Consider the following 18,845-nt stretch of genomic DNA (forward strand, 5'->3'; position numbering starts at 1 on the left):
GCCCCACGCAGCTCCCGCCGCGCAGCTCCTCCCGCCCCGCCCAGCTCCCGGACCGAGCCCGCGTGCGCGGATGCGGTGGGTGTCCGGCGAGCGGTAGACTCGTCTCCCGGTGTGCCGGGAAGTCTGGTCGGCGGCCGAGCCGCACTGCGCTGGCCGGTCTCAGACGTCAGGAGAACCATGACAGCACCCGCCACTCGACCGACAGGCTTCGCGCGCCTCAACGCGTGGATCATGCGCGAGACCACCGGAGGAGCACTCCTCCTCTTCGCCGCAGCCATCGCGCTCATCTGGGCGAACTCGCCGTGGCGCGGAGGCTACGAGGCGCTCAGCGCGATCACCATCGGACCAGCAGCCATCCACCTCGACCTGTCGCTCGCGACCTGGGCCGCGGACGGGCTCCTCGCGGTCTTCTTCTTCACCGTGGGAGTGGAACTCAAACACGAATTCGTCTCGGGGAGCCTCCGGAAGCCGAAGGAAGCCGCCGTCCCGGTGCTCGGCGCGATCGCCGGAATGGCGATGCCAGCGATCCTCTACGTCATCGCCGTCTCGGTGCTCGGGGATAGCTCCGCACTCCACGGATGGGCGATCCCGACGGCCACCGATATCGCCTTCGCGCTCGGTGTCCTCGCGATCTTCGGGCGCGGTCTCCCGCGCGGCATCCGCACGTTCCTGCTGACGCTCGCGGTCGTCGACGACCTCCTCGCGATCGTCATCATCGCTATCTTCTACACGGCCGGCATCAACGTGCTCGCACTCCTCGGCTCGCTCGTCGCAGTCGGCGTGTTCCTGCTTGTCGTGCGCTCAAAGCGTCCTTCCTGGTGGCTGCTCATCCCGATCGCCATCGTCGCCTGGGTGCTCATGCACGAGTCCGGCGTGCACGCCACCATCGCGGGTGTGCTCCTCGGCTTCTGCGTGCCCTCGAAGAAGGTCCACGGCGAAACGGATTCCCGCACGCACCGCTTCGGCGACAAGATTGGGCCGTTCTCGTCCGGTTTCGCGCTGCCCGTTTTCGCCTTCTTCGCCGCTGGCGTGAACATCGTCGACGGCGACGGTCTGGGAGCCGTGCTCTCCCAGCCGGTGTTCGTCGCGATTGCGGCGGCGCTTGTGCTCGGCAAGCTCATCGGCGTGCTCGGCATGACAGCGCTTGTCGTGAAGCTCACACCGCTGCGACTGCCCGATGCGATTGGCGTGCGGGACCTGCTTCCGGTGGGCTTCCTCACCGGCATCGGCTTCACCGTCTCGCTCCTCATCGCAGAACTGTCCTTCCCCGACTCGGAGCACACGGCAGCGGCGAAGCTCGCCGTGCTCGGCGGCAGCCTCCTCGCGGCTGTCCTCGCGGCCTTCACCCTGCGCCACGATGCGAAGCGGGCCCGCAGCGACGACATGAACGAGGACGGCATCCCCGACATCGACAGGACGCCGATCGGGAGCGACGCCGACGAATCTGCCATCGACGCGCAACTCGACGGCCGCGACGCCCAGCCTCACACCAAGGAAAGCTGACTCGGGGCTCAGAAACCGCCCCGCCCTCGAACCGGCTGGAGTCGCGCTGAACCGGCTGGAGTCGCGCTGAACCGGCTGGAGTCGCGCTGAACCGGCTGAAGTCGCGCTGAACCGGCTGGAGTCGCGCTGAACCGGCTGAAGTCGCGCTGAACCGGCTGAAGCCGAACTCGCCAGGCGCATGCTCGGCCGGAGGGGAACGAACGAACCGGGCCCGCATCCACTTCTCATGTGGATGCGGGCCCGGCCCGGTTCTGAGCGTCAGGTGGCTGGCGTCAGGCGCGAGCTTTTGTTTCGTCGATGACGGTGAGCGGACCGGTGACGCTGAGCTCGTTCTCCCAGCAGTGGACACCCTGGAGCTCCGGGAGGCGTGAGCGCGTGAACACCGGGTTGCGGCCCTGTCTGCGCTGATCGGTGTAGTCCTTCAGCAGCTTGAAGGCCACGCCGGAGAGCAGGCCGATGGCAACGAGGTTCACAAGAGCCATGAGCCCCATGATTCCGTCGGCAGTGTTCCAGATCAGGTCCGCCGAGGCGACGGAGCCGAGGAGCACGACAGCCACGACGGCGAAGCGGTACACGGTGAGCACGGTCTTGTTGGGGTTGATGAACTCGATATTCGATTCGCCGTAGTAGTAGTTGCCGATGATCGAGCTGAACGCGAGCAGGAAGATGATGATGCTCAGCAATATGTTGGACCACGGCCCCAGTGCCCCGACGACGGCCGCCTGGGTGAGTGCGATCCCTCGCTCGGCTCCCGCGAGATCCGGCGTGGAGACGAGCACGATGAAGGCTGTGATCGAGCAGACCAGGAACGTGTCGAAGTAGACGCCGAGGGTCTGCACGAGGCCCTGCTTGACGGGGTGCGTGACCGCGGCGCTCGCGCCGGCGTTCGGGGCTGATCCGAGGCCTGCCTCGTTCGAGAACATGCCTCGCTTGACGCCGGTCATGATGATGGTGCCCACGGTGGCGCCGAGCACTTCGTTGAAGCCGAAGGCCTGCGTGAAGATCTGCCCGAAGACGACCGGGAGCTGGTCGATGTTCATTCCGACGATGACGATGCCCATGAGCAGGTACATGAGGGCCATGAGCGGTACGACAGCCTGCGTGATCGAGGCGATGCGGTGCACGCCGCCGAAGATCACGAGCGCCGTGAGCACAGCGAGGACGATGCCGACGACCCAGGGGATCCAGCTGACGTCGCCGTCGAAGCTCGCCGAGACGGTGGCCGAGATGGTGTTCGCCTGCAGGGAGCTGAAGGCGAACGGGAAGCAGATGACGAGGATGACGGCGAAGAGGATGCCCATCCAGCGCGATTTCAGCCCGTACTGCATGTAGTAGGCGGGGCCACCGCGGAAGCTGTCCTTGTCGCGCACCTTGTAGAGCTGCCCGAGCGTGGACTCCACGAAGCTCGATGCGCCGCCGATGAAGGCCATCGCCCACATCCAGAACACTGCGCCTGGCCCGCCGATGGCGATCGCGGTGCCGACGCCGGCGATGTTGCCGACTCCGACGCGCGAGGCGGCTGAGATCGTGAACGCCTGGAACGCGGAAACCGACTGCGGCTCGCCCGCATCGTTGAGGGGCGTCTTGTCGGTCAGCGTGCGGAACATCTCCGGGATGAGACGGAACTGGACCACTCCGGAGCGGATGGTGAAGTACACGCCGAGCAGGGCGAGGATGGGCAGCACTGCCCACGTCCACAGCAAGTCACCGCCGGCGAGTATGAGTTCGTTGATGAAGTCCATAGTGTGAGTATGCCCGCAGGAAAGTTTCGCTGGAGTAACGATGCGGACTACCTCGATGGACGAGTGTGCGGACACGGCCGCACGTTAACGAGCCTCGGGATGGGTTCCTCACTTCGGGATGGGTTGCAACCCATCCCGAAGTGAGGAACCCATCCCGAGACCGAGAGGGCGTCCGCGACGCGAGCGTCCGACCGAGCGAGCGACTTAGTGCGCGAGCTCGCCCTGCAGCGAGGCTGCGACCGGAACGTCGGCGTCGACCGGCGCCTTGCGCACCCACTTCTTGAGGGCGATGACGGTGAGGCCGGAGATGACGGTTCCGATGAGGATCGCGAGCACGAACCAGAGCAGGTTGCCGATGGCGAAGAACACGAAGATTCCGCCGTGGGGCGCCTGCGAGGTGACGCCTGTCGCCATGGTGATGGCACCGGTTGCGGCACCGCCGAGGATGCTCGCGGGGATCACGCGCAGCGGGTCGGCCGCGGCGAAGGGGATGGCACCTTCGGAGATGAAGGCCGCACCGAGGAGCCAGGCCGCGCGGCCGTTCTCCTTCTCCACTGGGGAGAAGAGGCGGGGTGCGATCGTCGTGGCGAGTGCCATGGCGAGGGGAGGAACCATTCCGGCTGCCATGACGGTTGCCATGATCATCCAGGGAGCCTGGTTGTCGAAGGATCCGGCGCCGAGGCCTGCAACTGCGAACGCGTAGGCGACCTTGTTGACGGGGCCTCCGAGGTCGAAGCACATCATGGTGCCGAGGATGATGCCGAGGAGCACGGCGCTGGCTCCGGTGAGGCCGGTGAGCCAGGTGTTGAGGCCGTTGGTGAGGGCCGCGATGGGCCCGCCGAGGAGGATGACCATGAGGCCGGAGGCGATGATGGAGCCGACGAGCGGGATGATGACAACCGGCATGAGGCCGCGCATCCAGCGGGGCACGTTCCACGAGCCGATCCAGTAGGCGGCGCCACCTGCGATGAGGCCACCGACGATGCCGCCGATGAAGCCGGCGCCCATGATGCCTGCGACGGCACCGGCGACGAAGCCGGGCGCGATGCCTGGCCGGTCGGCGATGGCGTAGGCGATGTAGCCGGCGAGGGCTGGCACGAGGAAGCCCATGGAGGCCTGCCCGATGGCGGATGCGACGGCGCCGAGGTAGACGAGGAGGCCCGAGCGGGTCGCTTCGTCTGGCGGCAGGTTGAAGAGGGAGTTCTGCAGGATGATGTCGGTGTTGCGGCCGTCGCTGACGATGTCGTAGCCGCCGAGGAGGAAACCGAGGGCGATGAGGAGGCCACCACCTGCGACGAACGGGATCATGTAGCTGACGCCGGTGAGCAGCCAGCGCTTGATGCGGGCGCCGACGCTCTCGTTTGCGGTGTTCTCGGAGGCCTCGCTGGAGTCGGCGGCCGGGACGCGCTTGGCGTTCGGGTCCTTGGCTGCGGCGACGGCCTCGTTGAGCAGCTCGTCGGGGTGGTCGATGCCGCGCTTCACGGGGGACTGCACAACCGGCTTGCCGGCGAAGCGGCCACGGTCGCGTACGTCGACGTCGTTGGCGAAGATGACGGCATCGGCGCGCTTGATGATGGCGGGGTCGAGGGGGGTGACCTTCGAGGAGCCCTGCGGCTCGACGTGGAACTCGATGCCCATCTCCTTGGCCTTCGCGGTGAGCGCATCCGCTGACATGAAGGTGTGGGCGATGCCGGTCGCGCAGGACGTGACGGCGACGATGACGGGGCCGGTGGATGCTCCGCTCGCGGCAGGCGCCGCGGGTGCTGCTGCCGCTGCCGGCTTCTCTTCCTCGGGCTCGAGCGCCTTCTCGACGATCGCGACGATCTCTTCCGGCGTCTTCGCGGCCCGGAGCGAGTCGTTGAACTCGGGAACCATGAGCGAGCGGGCGAGCTTGGAGAGCATCTGGAGGTGCTCGTCGTGGGCGCCATCCGGGGCCGCGATGAAGAAGACGAGGTCGCTTGGGCCGTCGTGCGCGCCGAAGTCGACGCCCGGGGTGAGGCGTGACATGGCGAGGGTGGCTTCGGTGACGGCACCGGAGCGGCAGTGGGGGATGGCGATGCCGCCGGGGACACCGGTGGAGCCCTGTTCTTCGCGGGCGAGGGCGTCTGCGGCGAGCCCTGCGGCGTCGGTCGCGCGGCCCTGCGAGACGACGCGTTCGGCGAGGTTGCGGATGACATCGGTCTTGTCCGCACCCAGGTCGACGTCGAGGGCGACGAGCCCTGGCGTGATGTAGGTGGTCATGATGCGTTCTCCTTGGTGCTGGTTGCGGTGCTGTTGCTGTGGTCGCCGGTGAGGGCGAGGTGGGTGATGCTGACGAGGTCCGGCTGTGTCTGCTCTGGGGAGGGGACTCCGCTGCCCGGGAGGGAAGCGGCGGCGCTTCCGTGGGCGACGGCTTGGGCGAGGGCGCGTTCGGGGCTGGCCCCGGTGACGCTCGCGAGCAGGAAGCCGGCGAGCGACGAGTCGCCTGCTCCGACGGTGCTGCGCACGCGAGTGGGTGGCGGGGTGGCGAAGAGGCTGGTGTCGGCGTCTCGGTAGATCGCGCCTGCGCCGCCGAGGGTGGCGAGGACTGCGTCTGCGCCGTTCTCGAGGGCCCAGCCCGCGGCGTCGGCGGCGAGCTGTGGGTCGGCTTCGAGGGCGTCTCCGTCGGCGACGCCGCTCAGCTCTGCGAGCTCGAACGCGTTGGGCTTGATGAGCTGCACGCGGGTTCCGGATGCGAGGAGCGCTTCGAGGGGGGCGTCTGAGCTGTCGACTGCGACCCGCGGGGCGGCCTCGCCGAGTTCGGCGCGGACCGCGTCGATAAGCGCAGCATAGAAGGAGGAGTCGAGTCCGCGCGGGAGCGATCCCGCGAGCACGAGCCAGTCGGCGTCGCGGGACGCGGTGACGACGGCGGCGACGAGGGCCGTCGCTTCGTCGGCGCTGAGGTGCGGGCCCGGCTCGTTGAGCTTCGTCGTAGTGCCGTCGGTCTCGGTGACGGCGAAGTTGGTGCGCACCTTCCCGTCGATGCGCACGGGGAGCATCCGGAGCCCTTCGGCTTCGACGAGGTGTGTGAAGTCGTCGTCAGCGGATGCTGGGAAGACGGCGAGGTTGTCGAGCTTCGAGGCGCGGAGGGCGCGGGACACGTTGATGCCTTTGCCGCCTGCCTGCGATTCGCTGCCGGTGAGCCGTTGGACCTCGCCGCGGGCGAGCTCGTGCGGGAGGGCGAGGGTTCGGTCGATGGCCGGGTTGGCGGTGACGGTGACGATCATGCGAGCACTGCTTCCACGTCGTTCTCGGTGAGCGCGTCGGCGAGTGCCGCACGCGGGGGCTGGTCGGTGACCAGGGCATCGACGCTGGAGAGCGGTGCGATGTGGGTGAGGGCGTCTTGGTCGAACTTGGAGGCGTCGACGGCGACGACGACGCGGCGTGCGCCTCGGCACATGGCCGACTTCACTGCCGCCTCGTCGGGGTCTGGTGTGCTGAGTCCGAACTCGGCGCTGATGCCGTTGGTGCCGATGAAGGCGAGGTCGGGGCGGAGCGCCGCGAGCTGAGCGAGGGCGCTCGGGCCGACGGCGGCGCTCGTGAGGCCGCGCACTCGTCCGCCGATGGCGATCGTCGTGAGCTCGCTGTGCGCCGCGAGGAGCGCGAGGATAGGCAGCGAGTTGCTGATGACCTGCAGTCTCGCGAGCTCGTCTGAGGGGCGTCGCACGAGGGCTGCGGCGATCTCGGCGGTGGTCGTGCCGGCGTCGATGAGGATGGACCCGGTGAAGCCGCGGGGGATGAGGCCCTCGGCGGTCTCGCCGATGCGCACCTTGGCGTCGTGGTTGAGGGGCTGGCGTTCGGCGACGGCAGTCTCGGCGAGGCTGCCGAGGGCGTTGCCGACGGCGCCGCCGTGGACTCGCCTGACGAGGCTCTCGAGTTCGAGCTGGTCGAGGTCGCGGCGGATGGTCTCCGGTGTGACGTCGAGGTCGCCCGCGAGTTCGCGCACGGCGACTTTCCCGTGCTGCGCGATGCGTTCGAGGATGAGCGCGTGCCGCTCCGTTGCGTACATGGATGCTCCTGTGCAATCCGAGTGTTGGTTCTTGTGGAGAGCGTACGCGTCAAACGGAATCAAAACAAGAGAAACAAAGATAAACACAGAAAGTGGCGGAAGGTACGGTCTTGCTACGCTCCAGCAGTGACTCACCACGACGCCTCCGCGCCCAAGCCAGATGCTGACCAGTTCACTCCGGAACAGTTGCGAGGGCTCCTCGACATCGCGCTCACACTTGCCACCGAAGCCGGCGAGCTCGTCGCCACGCGGCGCAAGGAAGGGGTGGCGGTCGCGGACACGAAGTCGTCCTCGGTCGACATCGTCACGGCATCCGACCGCGAGTCTGAGGCGCACATTCGTCGTCGACTCGAGGGATTGCGGCCTGGAGACGGCTTCTACGGCGAAGAGTCCGACGCCACGGCGAGTGAGACGGGGCTGACCTGGGTCGTCGACCCCATCGACGGCACCGTCAACTATCTCTACGGCTACCCCAACTACGCGGTCAGTGTCGCTGTTGTTGTCGGCGACCCCGGCTCGGAGCCATCGAACTTCACCACGCTCGCCTCAGCTGTGGTCAACCCAGAGGGGCGAGAGTCCTTCACTGCCATGCGCGGGCAGGGGTCGTGGTGCAACGGCGAGCGGCTGCACGTCGATGCAGCCCCGCCACTCGAGCTCGCCCTTGTCGGTACCGGGTTCAGCTACTCGGCGGAGCGTCGTGTGCAGCAGGCAGAGCAGTGGAAGACGCTCGCGGGCCGCGTGCGCGACCTGCGCCGCGTGGGGGCCGCATCCCTTGATCTCTGCAACATCGCGATCAACCGACTTGATGCGTACTACGAGTCGGGTTTGAACCCGTGGGATCACGCGGGGGCGGCGCTGGTGGCCAGGGAAGCCGGTGCGGTTGTGATCGGCGAGGGGCTCGGGCGTGAAGGGCGACGACTGATCATCGCCGCGAAGCCGGGACTCGAGCTCGAGCTGGCCGATCTGGTGACGGTACTTCCTGGGGCTGGCCTCTGAATCCGGACCGTCGACCCGCCCGACGCGCTCAAGCCAGGGTGAAAAACGCCGATCTCGAACTGTGCGTGAGCGCAGCTTCAGCCCTTGTGATTACTGGCCAGGAGAGCGGTGGATCGGCCGTCGTGATGGACTAACGTGGGCGTCGATTCCCCGGAGACCTTGAAGTTTCCGTGACCTGCGCGTTACTATTTACCAGTTCGTTATAAACCGCGGTAAGGATTTGAATCGTTGACTTCCCTTCTCACATCGGGCCAGGAGCAGGCTCAGCCGGCGCCCATGACCCGTCGAGAACTCCGCGAAGCAGAGCGTCTCGCATCGCTCGCAGCTAGCGCACCAGAGGCAACGCCGGAGGCATTCAGCTCCCGTCGTGCCCGTCGCGAAGCAGAGCGTGCAACGGCCCCGGCCCAGACCGCTCCCGTCATCACCGCGGCGCTCGCCCCGAAGATCGTGTCCGTCGTCGAGGCGGCCCCCGTCGCGAAGACTGCACCGGTTGTCTCGGCCCCGGCTCCAGCCCCCGCTTCGATCGTCACGCCGAGCATCGCCGAGGTCGCGCAGATTCGCTCCGACGCGACCGAGTCGACGGCACGCATCGAGCGCGCATCCGTCGCAGTCCTCGAAGTTCCGCTGAGCTTTGCTCGCAACGAAGAGGCCCTCCGCCCCGAGGTCGACAGCAAGACCGGTCGACGCGGCCTCGTCCGCGTCAAGAACTCTGAGAAGTCGCACAAGAAGCGCGGCGCGCTCCTCCGCGGCGCAGCAGGCGTCACGGCCCTCGGCTTTGCCGCGACGATCGCCGTCGTCTCGACGATGCCCGCGAACGCAACCTCCACCCAGGAAGACCAGGTCGCAGGCGACAGCGCAGCAGCGCTCGCAGACGCCGTCTCCTCGGTTCCCGGCCAGACCCTCACGGTCTCGGGTGGCGAAGGCACGACGGTCGAGCGCGAAGACGCCTACGCCGTCACCACCATGGGGTCGGCCACGGCCGCAAACCTCATGAGCCTCGTCGACCGCGGCACCTACAAGAACGACCTATCCTCGACGGTCCAGTGGCCGTTCCCGGTCGGCGTTGCGATCACCGACGACTTCGGTCCTCGCGTCTCGCCAGGCGGCATCGGCAGCACGAACCACATGGGCATCGACTTCGCACCCGCTCAGGGCACCCCGATCGGCTCGATCGCCGGCGGCACCGTCAAGAGCGTCACGCCGACCGACAATGGCGGACTCGGCGTCCACGTCATCGTGCAGCACGTCATCAACGGCCAGAGCTACGAGAGCGTCTACGGGCACATGCTCACGGGCTCCATCTCGGTCAAGGTCGGCGACGTCGTCAAGGTCGGCGACGAGCTCGGCAAGGTCGGCAACACGGGCGCATCCACTGGCCCCCACCTGCACCTCGAGGTGCACACGGCTGACGGCAACAAGATCGACCCGATCGCGTTCCTCACGCAGTTCAACGTCGTCTCCACGGTCGTCACGATGCCGGGTGAAAGCTCTGGCGCGTAACACGCGGCACACCACGAGGGTGGTGTTCTCACGGAGTTCCGTGAGGTGCTATCCTCATCTGGTGCCATTCGGAGCCACAAGCTCGATTGGCATCTCGCCCCGATAGCTCAGTGGTAGAGCACTTCCATGGTAAGGAAGGGGTCGTCGGTTCAAACCCGACTCGGGGCTCCATTCTGGAGCAGGTGTCTGTTGCAGAAACCCTTGGCTGGGTAGCTCAGTTGGTGAGAGCGCACGACTCATAATCGTGAGGTCGAGAGTTCGAATCTCTCTCCAGCTACAAACAAAGACCCGGTTGCCTTCTGGCGGCCGGGTCTTTGGCGTCGGCCCGGTCGGGCTGGGCTCAAGGCGTCAGCGACCCGCCTGGCCCTGGCCCTGGCCCTGGGCCGTCGCCTCGGCTTCGCCCGGCACCTTCGCTGTCAGCTTCGCGGCGATCGTGTGCGCGTCTTCGCGGATAGCCGACATGATCGTCGCGCTCACGAAGCCCACGATGAGCACGCCGGAGACCATGAGGGAGACGGCGAGCGCGCGCCCCGCGATCGTGACGGGTGTGAAGTCGCCGTAGCCGACCGTCGTGATGGTCGTGAACCCCCACCAGAGGGCGTCGCCCATGCTCAGGATGTTCGCGCCTGAGGTGTTGTGTTCGACGAGGTACACGCCGAGCGAGGCCGTGTATACGTACAGGAGCGACGCGATCGAGACGGCGAGGACGTTGCGGGTGCGCTTGGCCCTCGCGCCGCCGCCTCGGAAGAACGGCAGCCGCCAGAGGTACGTGACGATGAGGAACGGCCGCAGGATCACGACGAACAGCGACAGCAGGTCGAACCATCGGGATCTGACGAAGGTGAGCTTGGCGGGGCTGATCAGGAGACGCACGACGAACTCGGCGATGAAGAGCATCCAGCTGACCGACACGACCGTCGTGAGCTGGCCCTGCGCATCCGTCGGCAGCTGCACGTCGATGAGCAGGATGGACGACGCCGCGAAGAAGGCGACGGCCACAAAGAACATCGGCAGCGCCGTCAACTGCTCCCAGCGTTCGAGTGCGCGCCAGCGGGCCGCTGCACGGTCGGGGTGGGGGATGGTCGCGCTCGGGGTCATGCATCGAGCGAACCACAGCTAGCCACGAGAGCGCGAGCGCAAACAACAGCGGACCCCGGCCGAAGTCGAGGTCCGCTGTTGAGGTCGTACGGGTTACGCCTTGTTCTTGCTGCCGCGGCTCGTGATGAAGCCCCAGATGAGGAGCACGATGAGCGAGCCACCGATAGCGAGGAGCCAGCTGCTCAGCGAGAAGAACGAGTCGACGTCCGCGCCGAAGAGTGCGGTGCCGATCCATCCGCCGAGCAGTGCTCCGATGACGCCGAGGATGAGGGTTGCGATCCATCCGCCGCCCTGCTTGCCGGGCAGGATGAGCTTCGCGATGGCCCCGGCGATGAGTCCGAGAAGGAGGAATGCGAGGAATCCCATGAGAGCTCCAAAGTTCGATGTTGACTGTAGTCGCCGATGTCGGACGCTGGTCGCCCCTGTTGCGCTTGTGGCGCTCAGTTGGTTGAACCGCGTACTTCACCGGACAACCCATTGTGTCCCCCGGATATGCGAAGAATGAAATCCTGTGTGGGAATTTTCGGAAAGCCGTGCCCGACTTGTGATATTCGCGCGCAGGTCCGCCGTGAATGCGAAAACAAATCAGAGAAAGGCCCCGGATGCAAGATCCGGGGCCTTATCTGTTGTCCGTGCTATTGCAAGCTGTCTTACATCTTCGACGGCGGCATGAGCACCGAGTCGATCAGGTAGACGGTTGCGTTCGCGGTCTGGACTCCACCGCAGATGACCTTGGCGCCGCCGGCACCGACGGTCAGGTCGTCACCAGATCCGGCAACCGTGACGGTTTCGCCCTGGACCGTGGTGTGGTCTCCAGCGATCTCGTCAGGCAGGATCTGTCCCTCGACGACGTGGTAGGTCAGGATGCCCGAGAGCAGGTCCGCGTCGGTCTTGAGCGTCTCGATGGTGCCTGCGTCGATCTTGCCGAAGGCCTCATCCACTGGTGCGAACACCGTGAACTCGCCACCGTTCAGCGTCGAAACGAGGTCGACATCAGGGTTGAGCTGGCCGGAGACAGCTGCCGTGAGCTGCGTGAGCAGCGGGTTGTTGGAAGCCGCGACCGCGACCGGGTCCTGGGACATGCCCTGAACCGAGCCAGCGCCATCCGGTACCTGTGCCGCGTAGTCGGCGCAGCCGGGGCCAACGAGGTTGGCTGCGGGGTCCATAGTCTCCATGGTGGTTTCCATAGGCGACTCCATTGCAGTCTCCATTGGGGAGGCTTCCGTGGAGGCGTCGGTCTCAGCCATGGGGGCCGAGTTCGAGCAGGCTGCCAGGCCGAAGGTCGAGATGGCCGCCAGCGAGAGGAGGGCGAGTGAGCCCTTCCTGGTGATAGTGCGCATAACTTCACTCCTCATTTCTCGGCCGGAGGGCCGGAGCCGCATCCGTTGCGGTTCACTGAGACATTCGGAGGCCCTCATGGGATGGATTGGAAAAGTTTGGAATAAATTCTCGAGGCCCTGAATCTCGTGTTTCGAGTCCTCTCATATTGGGGGTCCTGCGGGCGGCCAGTCCGGACCGATCCAGCCAATCGGATGGGCTCAGACCAAACCGAAAAGGAGCCCGCTCCGAACTCAGTGCACAGGCATAAATGACCGCCTGACAGCCACGCTGCAGGGAGCGCAACATGATCTCGCTAGGACTCATCGGCTTCCTTGGAGGCCTCATCACCGGCATATCGCCGTGCATCCTCCCCGTGCTGCCCGTCATCTTCTTCTCGGGCGGCGTGCAGGGAGCACGAAGCGACGAGGAGATGCAGGCCGAGGCCCAGGATCCCGGGGCCGATGGGCCCGACGAGGGCGCGCTCAAGACGAGAGTCAAGAGCGAGCAGAAGACGAAGCGGCGCGCATCCGCCCGTCCGTACCTCGTCATCCTGGGCCTCGTTACAAGCTTCAGCGTCTTCACGCTGCTCGGTTCGCTGCTGCTGAGCCTCCTCGGCCTCCCCCAGGATGTGCTGCGCTGGGCCGGCATCATCGTGCTGGTGCTGATCGGAATCGGCCTCATCGTGCCGAAGTTCGAGCACCTCCTCGAGAAGCCGTTCTCCTGGATTCCGCAGAAGGCGGTCAACACCGACCGCGGCGGCTTCCTCCTTGGTATCGCGCTCGGCGCCGTCTACGTGCCGTGCGCCGGCCCCGTGCTCGCCGCCATCACGGTCGCGGGCTCGACGGGCCAGATCGGCATCGAGACTGTCATCCTCACGGTGACCTTCGGTATCGGCGCCGCGATCCCGCTCCTCATCTTCGCCCTCGCAGGCCGCCGCGTCGGCGAGCGCGTCAAGGCGTTCCGCAAGCACCAGCGAGGCATCCGCATCACGGCTGGCATCGTCATGATCGCTCTCGCGATCGGCCTCGTCTTCAACCTCCCGCAGCTGCTCCAGCGTCTCGTCCCCGACTACACGGCCGGCCTGCAGGAGCAGTTCAACTCGAACGAGCAGGTCGAAGAGGCCCTCGCGTTCGGCGGACTCGTCAACGAGCAGAACGAGCAGCTCACGAACTGCACACCAGGCGACCCGGAGCTCGGCGACTGCGGACCAGCCCCCGAGATCCTGGACATCCAGGAGTGGATGAACACCCCGAACGGCGAAGAGGTGCAGCTTGCTGCCCAGGCCGCTGAGGGCAAGGTCGTGCTGATCGACTTCTGGGCCTACTCCTGCATCAACTGCATCCGCTCGATCCCTCACGTCACCGCTTGGGACCAGGCCTACAAGGACGCCGGCCTTCAGGTCATCGGCGTGCACTCTCCGGAGTACGCCTTCGAGAAGGAAGCCTCCAACGTCTCGAACGCGATCGACGAGTTCGGCATCGAATACCCGGTCGCGCTCGACAACAACCTCGGCACGTGGACCAACTACCGCAACCGCTACTGGCCAGCCCACTACCTGATCGACGCGAGTGGCACCGTACGCGCCATCCACTTCGGTGAGGGCGGATACGCAGAGACGGAGGCGCAGATCCGCGACCTCCTCAAGGAAGCCAACCCGGACGTGCAGCTCCCGAACGAGACCGACACCTCCGACACAACGCCCGAGCTCGGCAGCACAACACCAGAGACGTACCTCATGCCGACCAAGGTCGTGAACTACAACGGTGAAGGCGATTACGGGCAGGGCGACCGCAGCTTCACGTTCCCCGCAGAGCAGCAGCAGGACACGTTCTCCCTCGAGGGCGACTTCAACCTCGACTCGCAGGGCATCCGGAGCGACGACGAGGGCAAGATCAAACTCGCCTACACAGCCTCGACCATCCGAATGGTCCTCGGCGGATCAGGAACCGTGACCGTCGATGACGGCACGGGCCCCCGCGAGATCCAGGTCGAAGGCAACCCGGGCTCGTACCTCCTCTTCGAAGGAGACCAGAGCAAGCAGGGCGAACTGACCGTGACCTTGGGAGGTGGCGTGGATGCTTACTCATTCACCTTCGGTTGAGGCTCGGCCGAACGCCCCAGCCACGCTCTTCTCCGGAAACACGTCCCTCGCTGAAACCCAGACCGAAGTCAACCGAATTCGTGAAACCTTCGCGAGATGGCAAGCTGAACTTGTGAGCGAAGCCATCGGAGAGATAGAGGACCTTCTCGTGCGCACCGCTACAGGAAGCAAGGAAGCCTTCTCCAGCCTCTACGACCTCATGGCCCCGCGTGTGCTCGGGCTGATCCGGCGAGTGCTTGTCGACCAGGCGCAGTCGGAAGAGGTCGCACAGGAGGTGCTGCTTGAGATCTGGCAGACCGCCGCGTCGTACTCGCCGAGCAAGGGCAAGGCGACTACGTGGATGCTGACTGTCGCGCACCGCAGAGCCATCGACCGGGTGCGTGCATCCCAAGCGTCGAAGGACCGTGACCTGAAGATCGGGGTGCGCGACTTCGAGGGCGAACGCGACGATGTCGCCGAGTCCGCGGAGATCAGCATCGAGCACAAGCGGGCCCAGCAGGCCCTCAGCAAGCTCAGCGATCAACAACGTGAAGCGGTCACGCTTGCCTACTACGGGGGTCTCACGCAGAGTGAGATCGCGGAACGGCTCGAGGTGCCGCTCGGCACGGTGAAGACGAGAATCAGAGACGGAATGAATCGGTTGCGACGAGAGTTGGGGGTGGAGTCATGAGCAACGAACAGGATCGCGAACGCGAAGAGCTCGAGCAGCTGCTGGCTGCCGAGGCGCTCTCCGCCAACGATTTCGACGACGCTGCCGACCGGGCGCTTCTGAACAAGCTCCTGGAAGATGGTGAGCTCAGCGAGGAATTCGAGAGCTACCAGGAGGCGGCCGCGCAGCTTGCGCTCGCCACTCAGCCCGTCCAGCCGCCCGCATCCATGAAGGACTCGCTCTTCGCGAAGCTCGACAGCTTCCCGCAGCAGAACCCGGTCGGCGGAGAACGTGAGACCGCCGCTTCGGATACCTCGTCCGCGGCAGCGGATGCACCGCTCAGCGACGGTTCAGCCGCAGACGGTTCCGAGGGCGAGACGCAGCGCACGCTGTCGATCGTCCCCGAGCCGGAAGCTCAGGAGTCCGACGACATCGACGAGGACCGACGCCTCGTCTCGGTTGGCGGGGGAGCATCCAGCTCAGGGAACAGCGAGGATGACTTCGGCCCGGTCGAGACCCGTGCTCGCGGCCGTTGGTTCCGCAACGGCGCGCAGGCGATGCTCGCCGCCACCGCGGCCGTAGTCGTGGCAGTCGGCCTGTTCATCGGCGGAGGCTTCGCCTTCGGCGGGTTCGGGCAGGATGCGCAGGATGGGCCACAGGCCGACGGCAACGTCGCGATGATTCTCGCGGCCCCGGACGTCGACAGCGCCCGCACCGAGGTAGCCGGCGGCGGGACGGTCACCGTCTACTGGTCGGAGGAACTCGGCCAGTCCGCAGTCGTCGCGCACGGCATGGCCCAGCTGCCCGCCGAGAACGACTACGAGCTCTGGTACATCGACGGTGAGGGGCCAGCGCCAGCCGGCATCCTGACCATGGCCGAAGGCTCCCCTGCGGTGCGTGTGCTCGACGGCACGTTCGCGCCCGGCATGGCCGTCGGCGTCACCGTCGAGTCGAAGGGCGGCTCCGAGACGGGCCTCCCGACCACCGACCCGGTCGCCGTCGTGCAGAGCTGACCAGCGGTTCAATACACCACGATGCCCCCGAGCGCGAGACCGCCCGGGGGCTTCGTCGTCCCACAGAACCGTCGCGGTCGCACGGCTTTGTCAACCCATCACCTTGCGATCAGTCTGGCGTCATAGCCTCGCGGGCATGGCATCCCCAGGAACGCCCCCATCCGCCCACCCCGGCAACGACTTCACGACTGGCGACGCCCCCGCCAACAACACCACCCCCGCAACCCCGGCGCCCACCGGCAACGAGCCCGCGCTCAAGGCCGTGCCGCGCTCCGACGGCTCGCCGCCGCGAGTGCTGGTCTTCGGCTCGACGGGGTACCTCGGCGGGCGTCTCGTGCCTCGTCTCCTCACCGCCGGCTACCGCGTGCGCGTCCTGGCGCGCAACGCCGGCCGTGTCGCCGCCTACGACTGGGGCGAGCGAGTCGACGTGGTCGTGGGAGACGCCGACGACCCGAAGGCGGTCGGCGAGGCCATGCAGGACGTCGACGTCGTCTACTACCTCGTGCACGCCATGGGCTCTGGCTCCGACTTCGAACGCACCGACCTGAACCTTGCCGAGAACGTTGCCGAGCAGGCCGCGAACGCGAACGTCTCCCGTGTCGTCTACCTCGGCGGCCTGCACCCCGACGACGCGAAGCTCTCGAAGCACCTCCGCTCCCGCAAAGAGGTCGGCGAGGTCTTCCTGAACTCACCGGTGCCGACGATCGTGCTGCAGGCCGGCATCGTCATCGGCTCAGGGTCGGCGTCGTTCGAGATGGTGCGGCACCTCACCGAGGTCCTGCCGTACATGCCGGCCCCGCAGTGGGTGCGCAACCGCATCCAGCCCATCGCCGTGCGCGACGTGCTCCACTACCTGCTCGGAGCCGCCCGCATCGAGGGCGACGAGAACCGACCGCTCGACATCGGCGGGCCCGACGTGCTCAGGTACGGGCAGATGATGAACGGGTACGCCGTGAAAGCCGGGCTGCCGCAGCGCGCCATCGCGTCGCTCCCCGTCTTCACGCCCGGCCTCGCTTCGAGGTGGGTGAACCTCGTCACCCCGATTCCCAAGTCCATCGCCCGCCCGCTCGTCGAGTCGCTGCAGAACGAGTGCGTCGTCAAGAACCGAGACGTGGATGCGCTCATCCCGCCGCCAGAAGAGGGGCTCACGACGTACCTGCGGGCCGTTGAGCTCGCCCTCGGCCGGGAGAAGCAACGCGCAACCGAGACGAGTTGGCGCGACGCGAACGTGCACAACTCGCCGAGCGATCCGCTGCCCGCCGACCCCGACTGGGCTGGGCAGACGGTCTTCACGGACGAGCAGTCGAAAGAGAGCACGGTGCCACCCGAGCAGCTGTTCCGCGTCATCGAGGGCATCGGCGGCGACAACGGCTGGTACTCGTCAAAGCTCCTCTGGGGCGCGCGCGGCGTCATGGACAAGCTTGTCGGCGGTGTTGGCCTGCGGCGCGGGCGCACGCACCCCGACCGCCTCGCAGAGGGCGACGCGCTCGACTTCTGGCGCGTCGAGACCATCGAGCGCGGCGGCGAGCACGGCTCCCTGCTCCGCCTGCGCGCCGAGATGCGCGTGCCGGGGCTCGCCTGGCTCGAGATGCGGGCGGTGCCTGTCGGCGACGGCGAGGGCGAGTCGGATGCGCGTGGCGACGATGTGAAGAACGGGGAGCGCATCCGCTCCCGCTACGAGCAGCGCGCCGTGTACTTCCCGCAGGGGCTCCTCGGACGCCTCTACTGGGCCGCCGTGTTCCCCTTCCACGGCTTCATCTTCGCGACGATGGCCACACGCATCGTCGCGACGGCGTCAGCCAACACGGACGACTGAGAGCCTCTGCGATCCCATCTCCCCGGCCAGTCGCGCTAGCTCGGCCGGCCCCAGCCGCATCCACTCGGGGATCGCAGGTTCGTTCCGGAACGAACCTGCGATCCCCGCGCGTTTGTCACCGCGTACGTATTTCTGTGTGGCGAGCATCCGGCGCGTTCTCGCTCAGCGAGAGGGGTCCTTTCGCCGCGCGGTAGGGGCTTCGTAGCCTCGCAGTGAGCGCCGCGCATCGGAGCGCAGGCGCCGCTCGAGTCAAGGAGGATTCATGAGCACCGAACAGCGCGTCGCCATCGTCACGGGAGCAGCACGGGGCATCGGCAAGGGAATCGCAGAACGCCTGGGCCGGGACGGCCTGCATGTCATCGTCGCCGACCTCGAGGGTGCCCAGGCCGGCGTCGAGGAGACGGTCACCGCCATCGAGCACGCGGGAGGTCGCGCGACGGGCGCCGTCGTTGACGTCACGGACGAAGCATCGGTCGATGCCCTCGTCGAGTTCACGGCCGAGAAAGCGGGGAAGCTGGATGTGTTCATCGCGAACGCCGGTATCGCGCAGGTCGAGTCGCTGCTCGACTACTCGAGCGCCGACTTCCAGCGGGTGCTCGACGTGAACGTCACCGGCGTGTTCTACCAGTACCGTTCCGCGGCGAGGCAGTTCATCAAGCAGGGCGGTGGGGGCAAGATCATCGGGGCGGCCTCGATCGTCGCGTTCCGCCCGTTTGCGTTGCTCGGCCCGTACTCGGCGTCGAAGTGGGCCGTGCGCGGACTCACGCAGGCCGCCGCCATGGAGTGGGCGGAACACAAGATCACGGTCAACGCGTACGGGCCAGGCATCGTGGGCACCGCCATGTGGGATCTCATCGACGAGAAGCTCGGAGCGAAGCAGGGCCTCGCGAAGGGAGAGGCGCTCGCGGAGAACGCGAAGTCAATCCTCCTCGGCCGAGTGTCCGTGCCGAACGACGTAGCGCAGCTTGTCTCCTACTTGTCCTCGGAGGACTCCGACTACGTCACCGGCCAGACGATCCTCGTCGACGGTGGTATCCAGTTCAGCTAGCTGCCCTCCGCCCTCGCCCCGCCCCCTGCCCC

The 18,845-nt window shown here is 66.7% G+C and carries 15 protein-coding genes and 2 tRNA genes; 10 read left to right on the forward strand and 7 right to left on the reverse strand.

Features of this window, described 5'->3' with window-relative positions; all coding sequences use genetic code 11:
- Nucleotides 1-177 precede the first annotated feature (177 nt).
- Nucleotides 178-1,503: a Na+/H+ antiporter NhaA gene (nhaA, locus tag C5B85_RS18595; RefSeq protein WP_104287503.1), complete on the forward strand. Its 1,326-nt coding sequence runs from the start codon at nucleotides 178-180 to the stop codon at nucleotides 1,501-1,503.
- 272 nt (nucleotides 1,504-1,775) lie between these two features.
- On the opposite strand, the gene C5B85_RS18600 is transcribed toward nhaA, so the two are convergent.
- The 4 genes from C5B85_RS18600 to C5B85_RS18615 form a co-directional block, all read right to left on the reverse strand.
- Entirely contained in the window at nucleotides 1,776-3,245 is a 1,470-nt protein-coding gene (locus tag C5B85_RS18600) for a sodium:alanine symporter family protein (RefSeq protein ID WP_104287504.1), read from the reverse strand.
- A 204-nt stretch (nucleotides 3,246-3,449) separates the two neighbouring features.
- Nucleotides 3,450-5,486, reverse strand: a complete 2,037-nt coding sequence (locus tag C5B85_RS18605; RefSeq protein ID WP_104287505.1) for a fructose-specific PTS transporter subunit EIIC — start codon at nucleotides 5,484-5,486, stop codon at nucleotides 3,450-3,452.
- Nucleotides 5,483-6,490 carry a 1-phosphofructokinase family hexose kinase gene (locus tag C5B85_RS18610; RefSeq protein WP_104287506.1) on the reverse strand — a complete coding sequence of 336 codons (1,008 nt, stop codon included), beginning with the start codon at nucleotides 6,488-6,490 and terminating at the stop codon, nucleotides 5,483-5,485. The genes C5B85_RS18605 and C5B85_RS18610 overlap by 4 nt, the downstream gene beginning before the upstream one ends.
- Nucleotides 6,487-7,272 (reverse strand): DeoR/GlpR family DNA-binding transcription regulator, encoded by a 786-nt coding sequence (locus C5B85_RS18615; RefSeq protein ID WP_104287507.1) that lies wholly within the window; start codon nucleotides 7,270-7,272, stop codon nucleotides 6,487-6,489. The genes C5B85_RS18610 and C5B85_RS18615 overlap by 4 nt, the downstream gene beginning before the upstream one ends.
- A 186-nt stretch (nucleotides 7,273-7,458) precedes the next feature.
- On the opposite strand from C5B85_RS18615, the gene C5B85_RS18620 reads away from it, so the two are divergent.
- The 4 genes from C5B85_RS18620 to C5B85_RS18635 all read left to right on the forward strand — a co-directional run bounded on the left by C5B85_RS18620 (nucleotide 7,459) and on the right by C5B85_RS18635 (nucleotide 10,045).
- Nucleotides 7,459-8,268, forward strand: a complete 810-nt coding sequence (locus tag C5B85_RS18620; protein WP_104287517.1) for an inositol monophosphatase family protein — start codon at nucleotides 7,459-7,461, stop codon at nucleotides 8,266-8,268.
- Nucleotides 8,269-8,496: 228 nt separating this feature from the next.
- Nucleotides 8,497-9,768: a M23 family metallopeptidase gene (locus C5B85_RS18625; protein ID WP_146078032.1), complete on the forward strand. Its 1,272-nt coding sequence runs from the start codon at nucleotides 8,497-8,499 to the stop codon at nucleotides 9,766-9,768.
- Nucleotides 9,769-9,864: 96 nt separating this feature from the next.
- Nucleotides 9,865-9,939: transfer RNA gene (locus C5B85_RS18630), tRNA-Thr, on the forward strand.
- A gap of 32 nt (nucleotides 9,940-9,971) precedes the next feature.
- Nucleotides 9,972-10,045, forward strand: a tRNA-Met gene (locus C5B85_RS18635).
- 71 nt (nucleotides 10,046-10,116) lie between these two features.
- Here the strand turns inward: C5B85_RS18635 and C5B85_RS18640 are convergent.
- From C5B85_RS18640 to C5B85_RS18650, 3 genes are all read right to left on the reverse strand, one after another.
- Nucleotides 10,117-10,866, reverse strand: a complete 750-nt coding sequence (locus C5B85_RS18640) for a potassium channel family protein (RefSeq protein ID WP_104287509.1) — start codon at nucleotides 10,864-10,866, stop codon at nucleotides 10,117-10,119.
- A gap of 93 nt (nucleotides 10,867-10,959) precedes the next feature.
- Nucleotides 10,960-11,232 (reverse strand): GlsB/YeaQ/YmgE family stress response membrane protein, encoded by a 273-nt coding sequence (locus C5B85_RS18645; protein WP_104287510.1) that lies wholly within the window; start codon nucleotides 11,230-11,232, stop codon nucleotides 10,960-10,962.
- Nucleotides 11,233-11,516: 284 nt separating this feature from the next.
- Nucleotides 11,517-12,206 carry a fasciclin domain-containing protein gene (locus C5B85_RS18650; RefSeq protein ID WP_104287511.1) on the reverse strand — a complete coding sequence of 230 codons (690 nt, stop codon included), beginning with the start codon at nucleotides 12,204-12,206 and terminating at the stop codon, nucleotides 11,517-11,519.
- A 284-nt stretch (nucleotides 12,207-12,490) separates the two neighbouring features.
- Between C5B85_RS18650 and C5B85_RS18655 the strand changes: the two genes are divergently transcribed.
- The 5 genes from C5B85_RS18655 (at nucleotide 12,491) to C5B85_RS18675 (ending at nucleotide 18,813) form a co-directional block, all read left to right on the forward strand.
- Nucleotides 12,491-14,287 (forward strand): cytochrome c biogenesis protein DipZ, encoded by a 1,797-nt coding sequence (locus C5B85_RS18655; RefSeq protein ID WP_104287512.1) that lies wholly within the window; start codon nucleotides 12,491-12,493, stop codon nucleotides 14,285-14,287.
- Between the two features lie 112 nt (nucleotides 14,288-14,399).
- Entirely contained in the window at nucleotides 14,400-14,957 is a 558-nt protein-coding gene (gene sigK / locus C5B85_RS18660) for an ECF RNA polymerase sigma factor SigK (protein ID WP_258070909.1), read from the forward strand.
- On the forward strand, nucleotides 14,954-15,949 hold the full coding sequence (locus C5B85_RS18665; protein WP_104287514.1) for an anti-sigma factor: 996 nt from the start codon (nucleotides 14,954-14,956) through the stop codon (nucleotides 15,947-15,949). Before sigK ends, C5B85_RS18665 begins: the two co-directional genes overlap by 4 nt.
- Nucleotides 15,950-16,085: 136 nt before the next feature.
- A complete protein-coding gene (locus tag C5B85_RS18670) occupies nucleotides 16,086-17,765 on the forward strand; it encodes an SDR family oxidoreductase (RefSeq protein ID WP_104287515.1) in 1,680 nt (559 codons plus the stop codon).
- Nucleotides 17,766-18,027: 262 nt separating this feature from the next.
- Nucleotides 18,028-18,813, forward strand: a complete 786-nt coding sequence (locus tag C5B85_RS18675) for an SDR family NAD(P)-dependent oxidoreductase (RefSeq protein ID WP_104287516.1) — start codon at nucleotides 18,028-18,030, stop codon at nucleotides 18,811-18,813.
- The last annotated feature ends 32 nt before the right edge of the window (nucleotides 18,814-18,845 follow it).

The sequence above is a fragment of the Pseudoclavibacter sp. AY1F1 genome, from assembly GCF_002931075.1.
Taxonomy (GTDB): Bacteria; Actinomycetota; Actinomycetes; order Actinomycetales; family Microbacteriaceae; genus Pseudoclavibacter.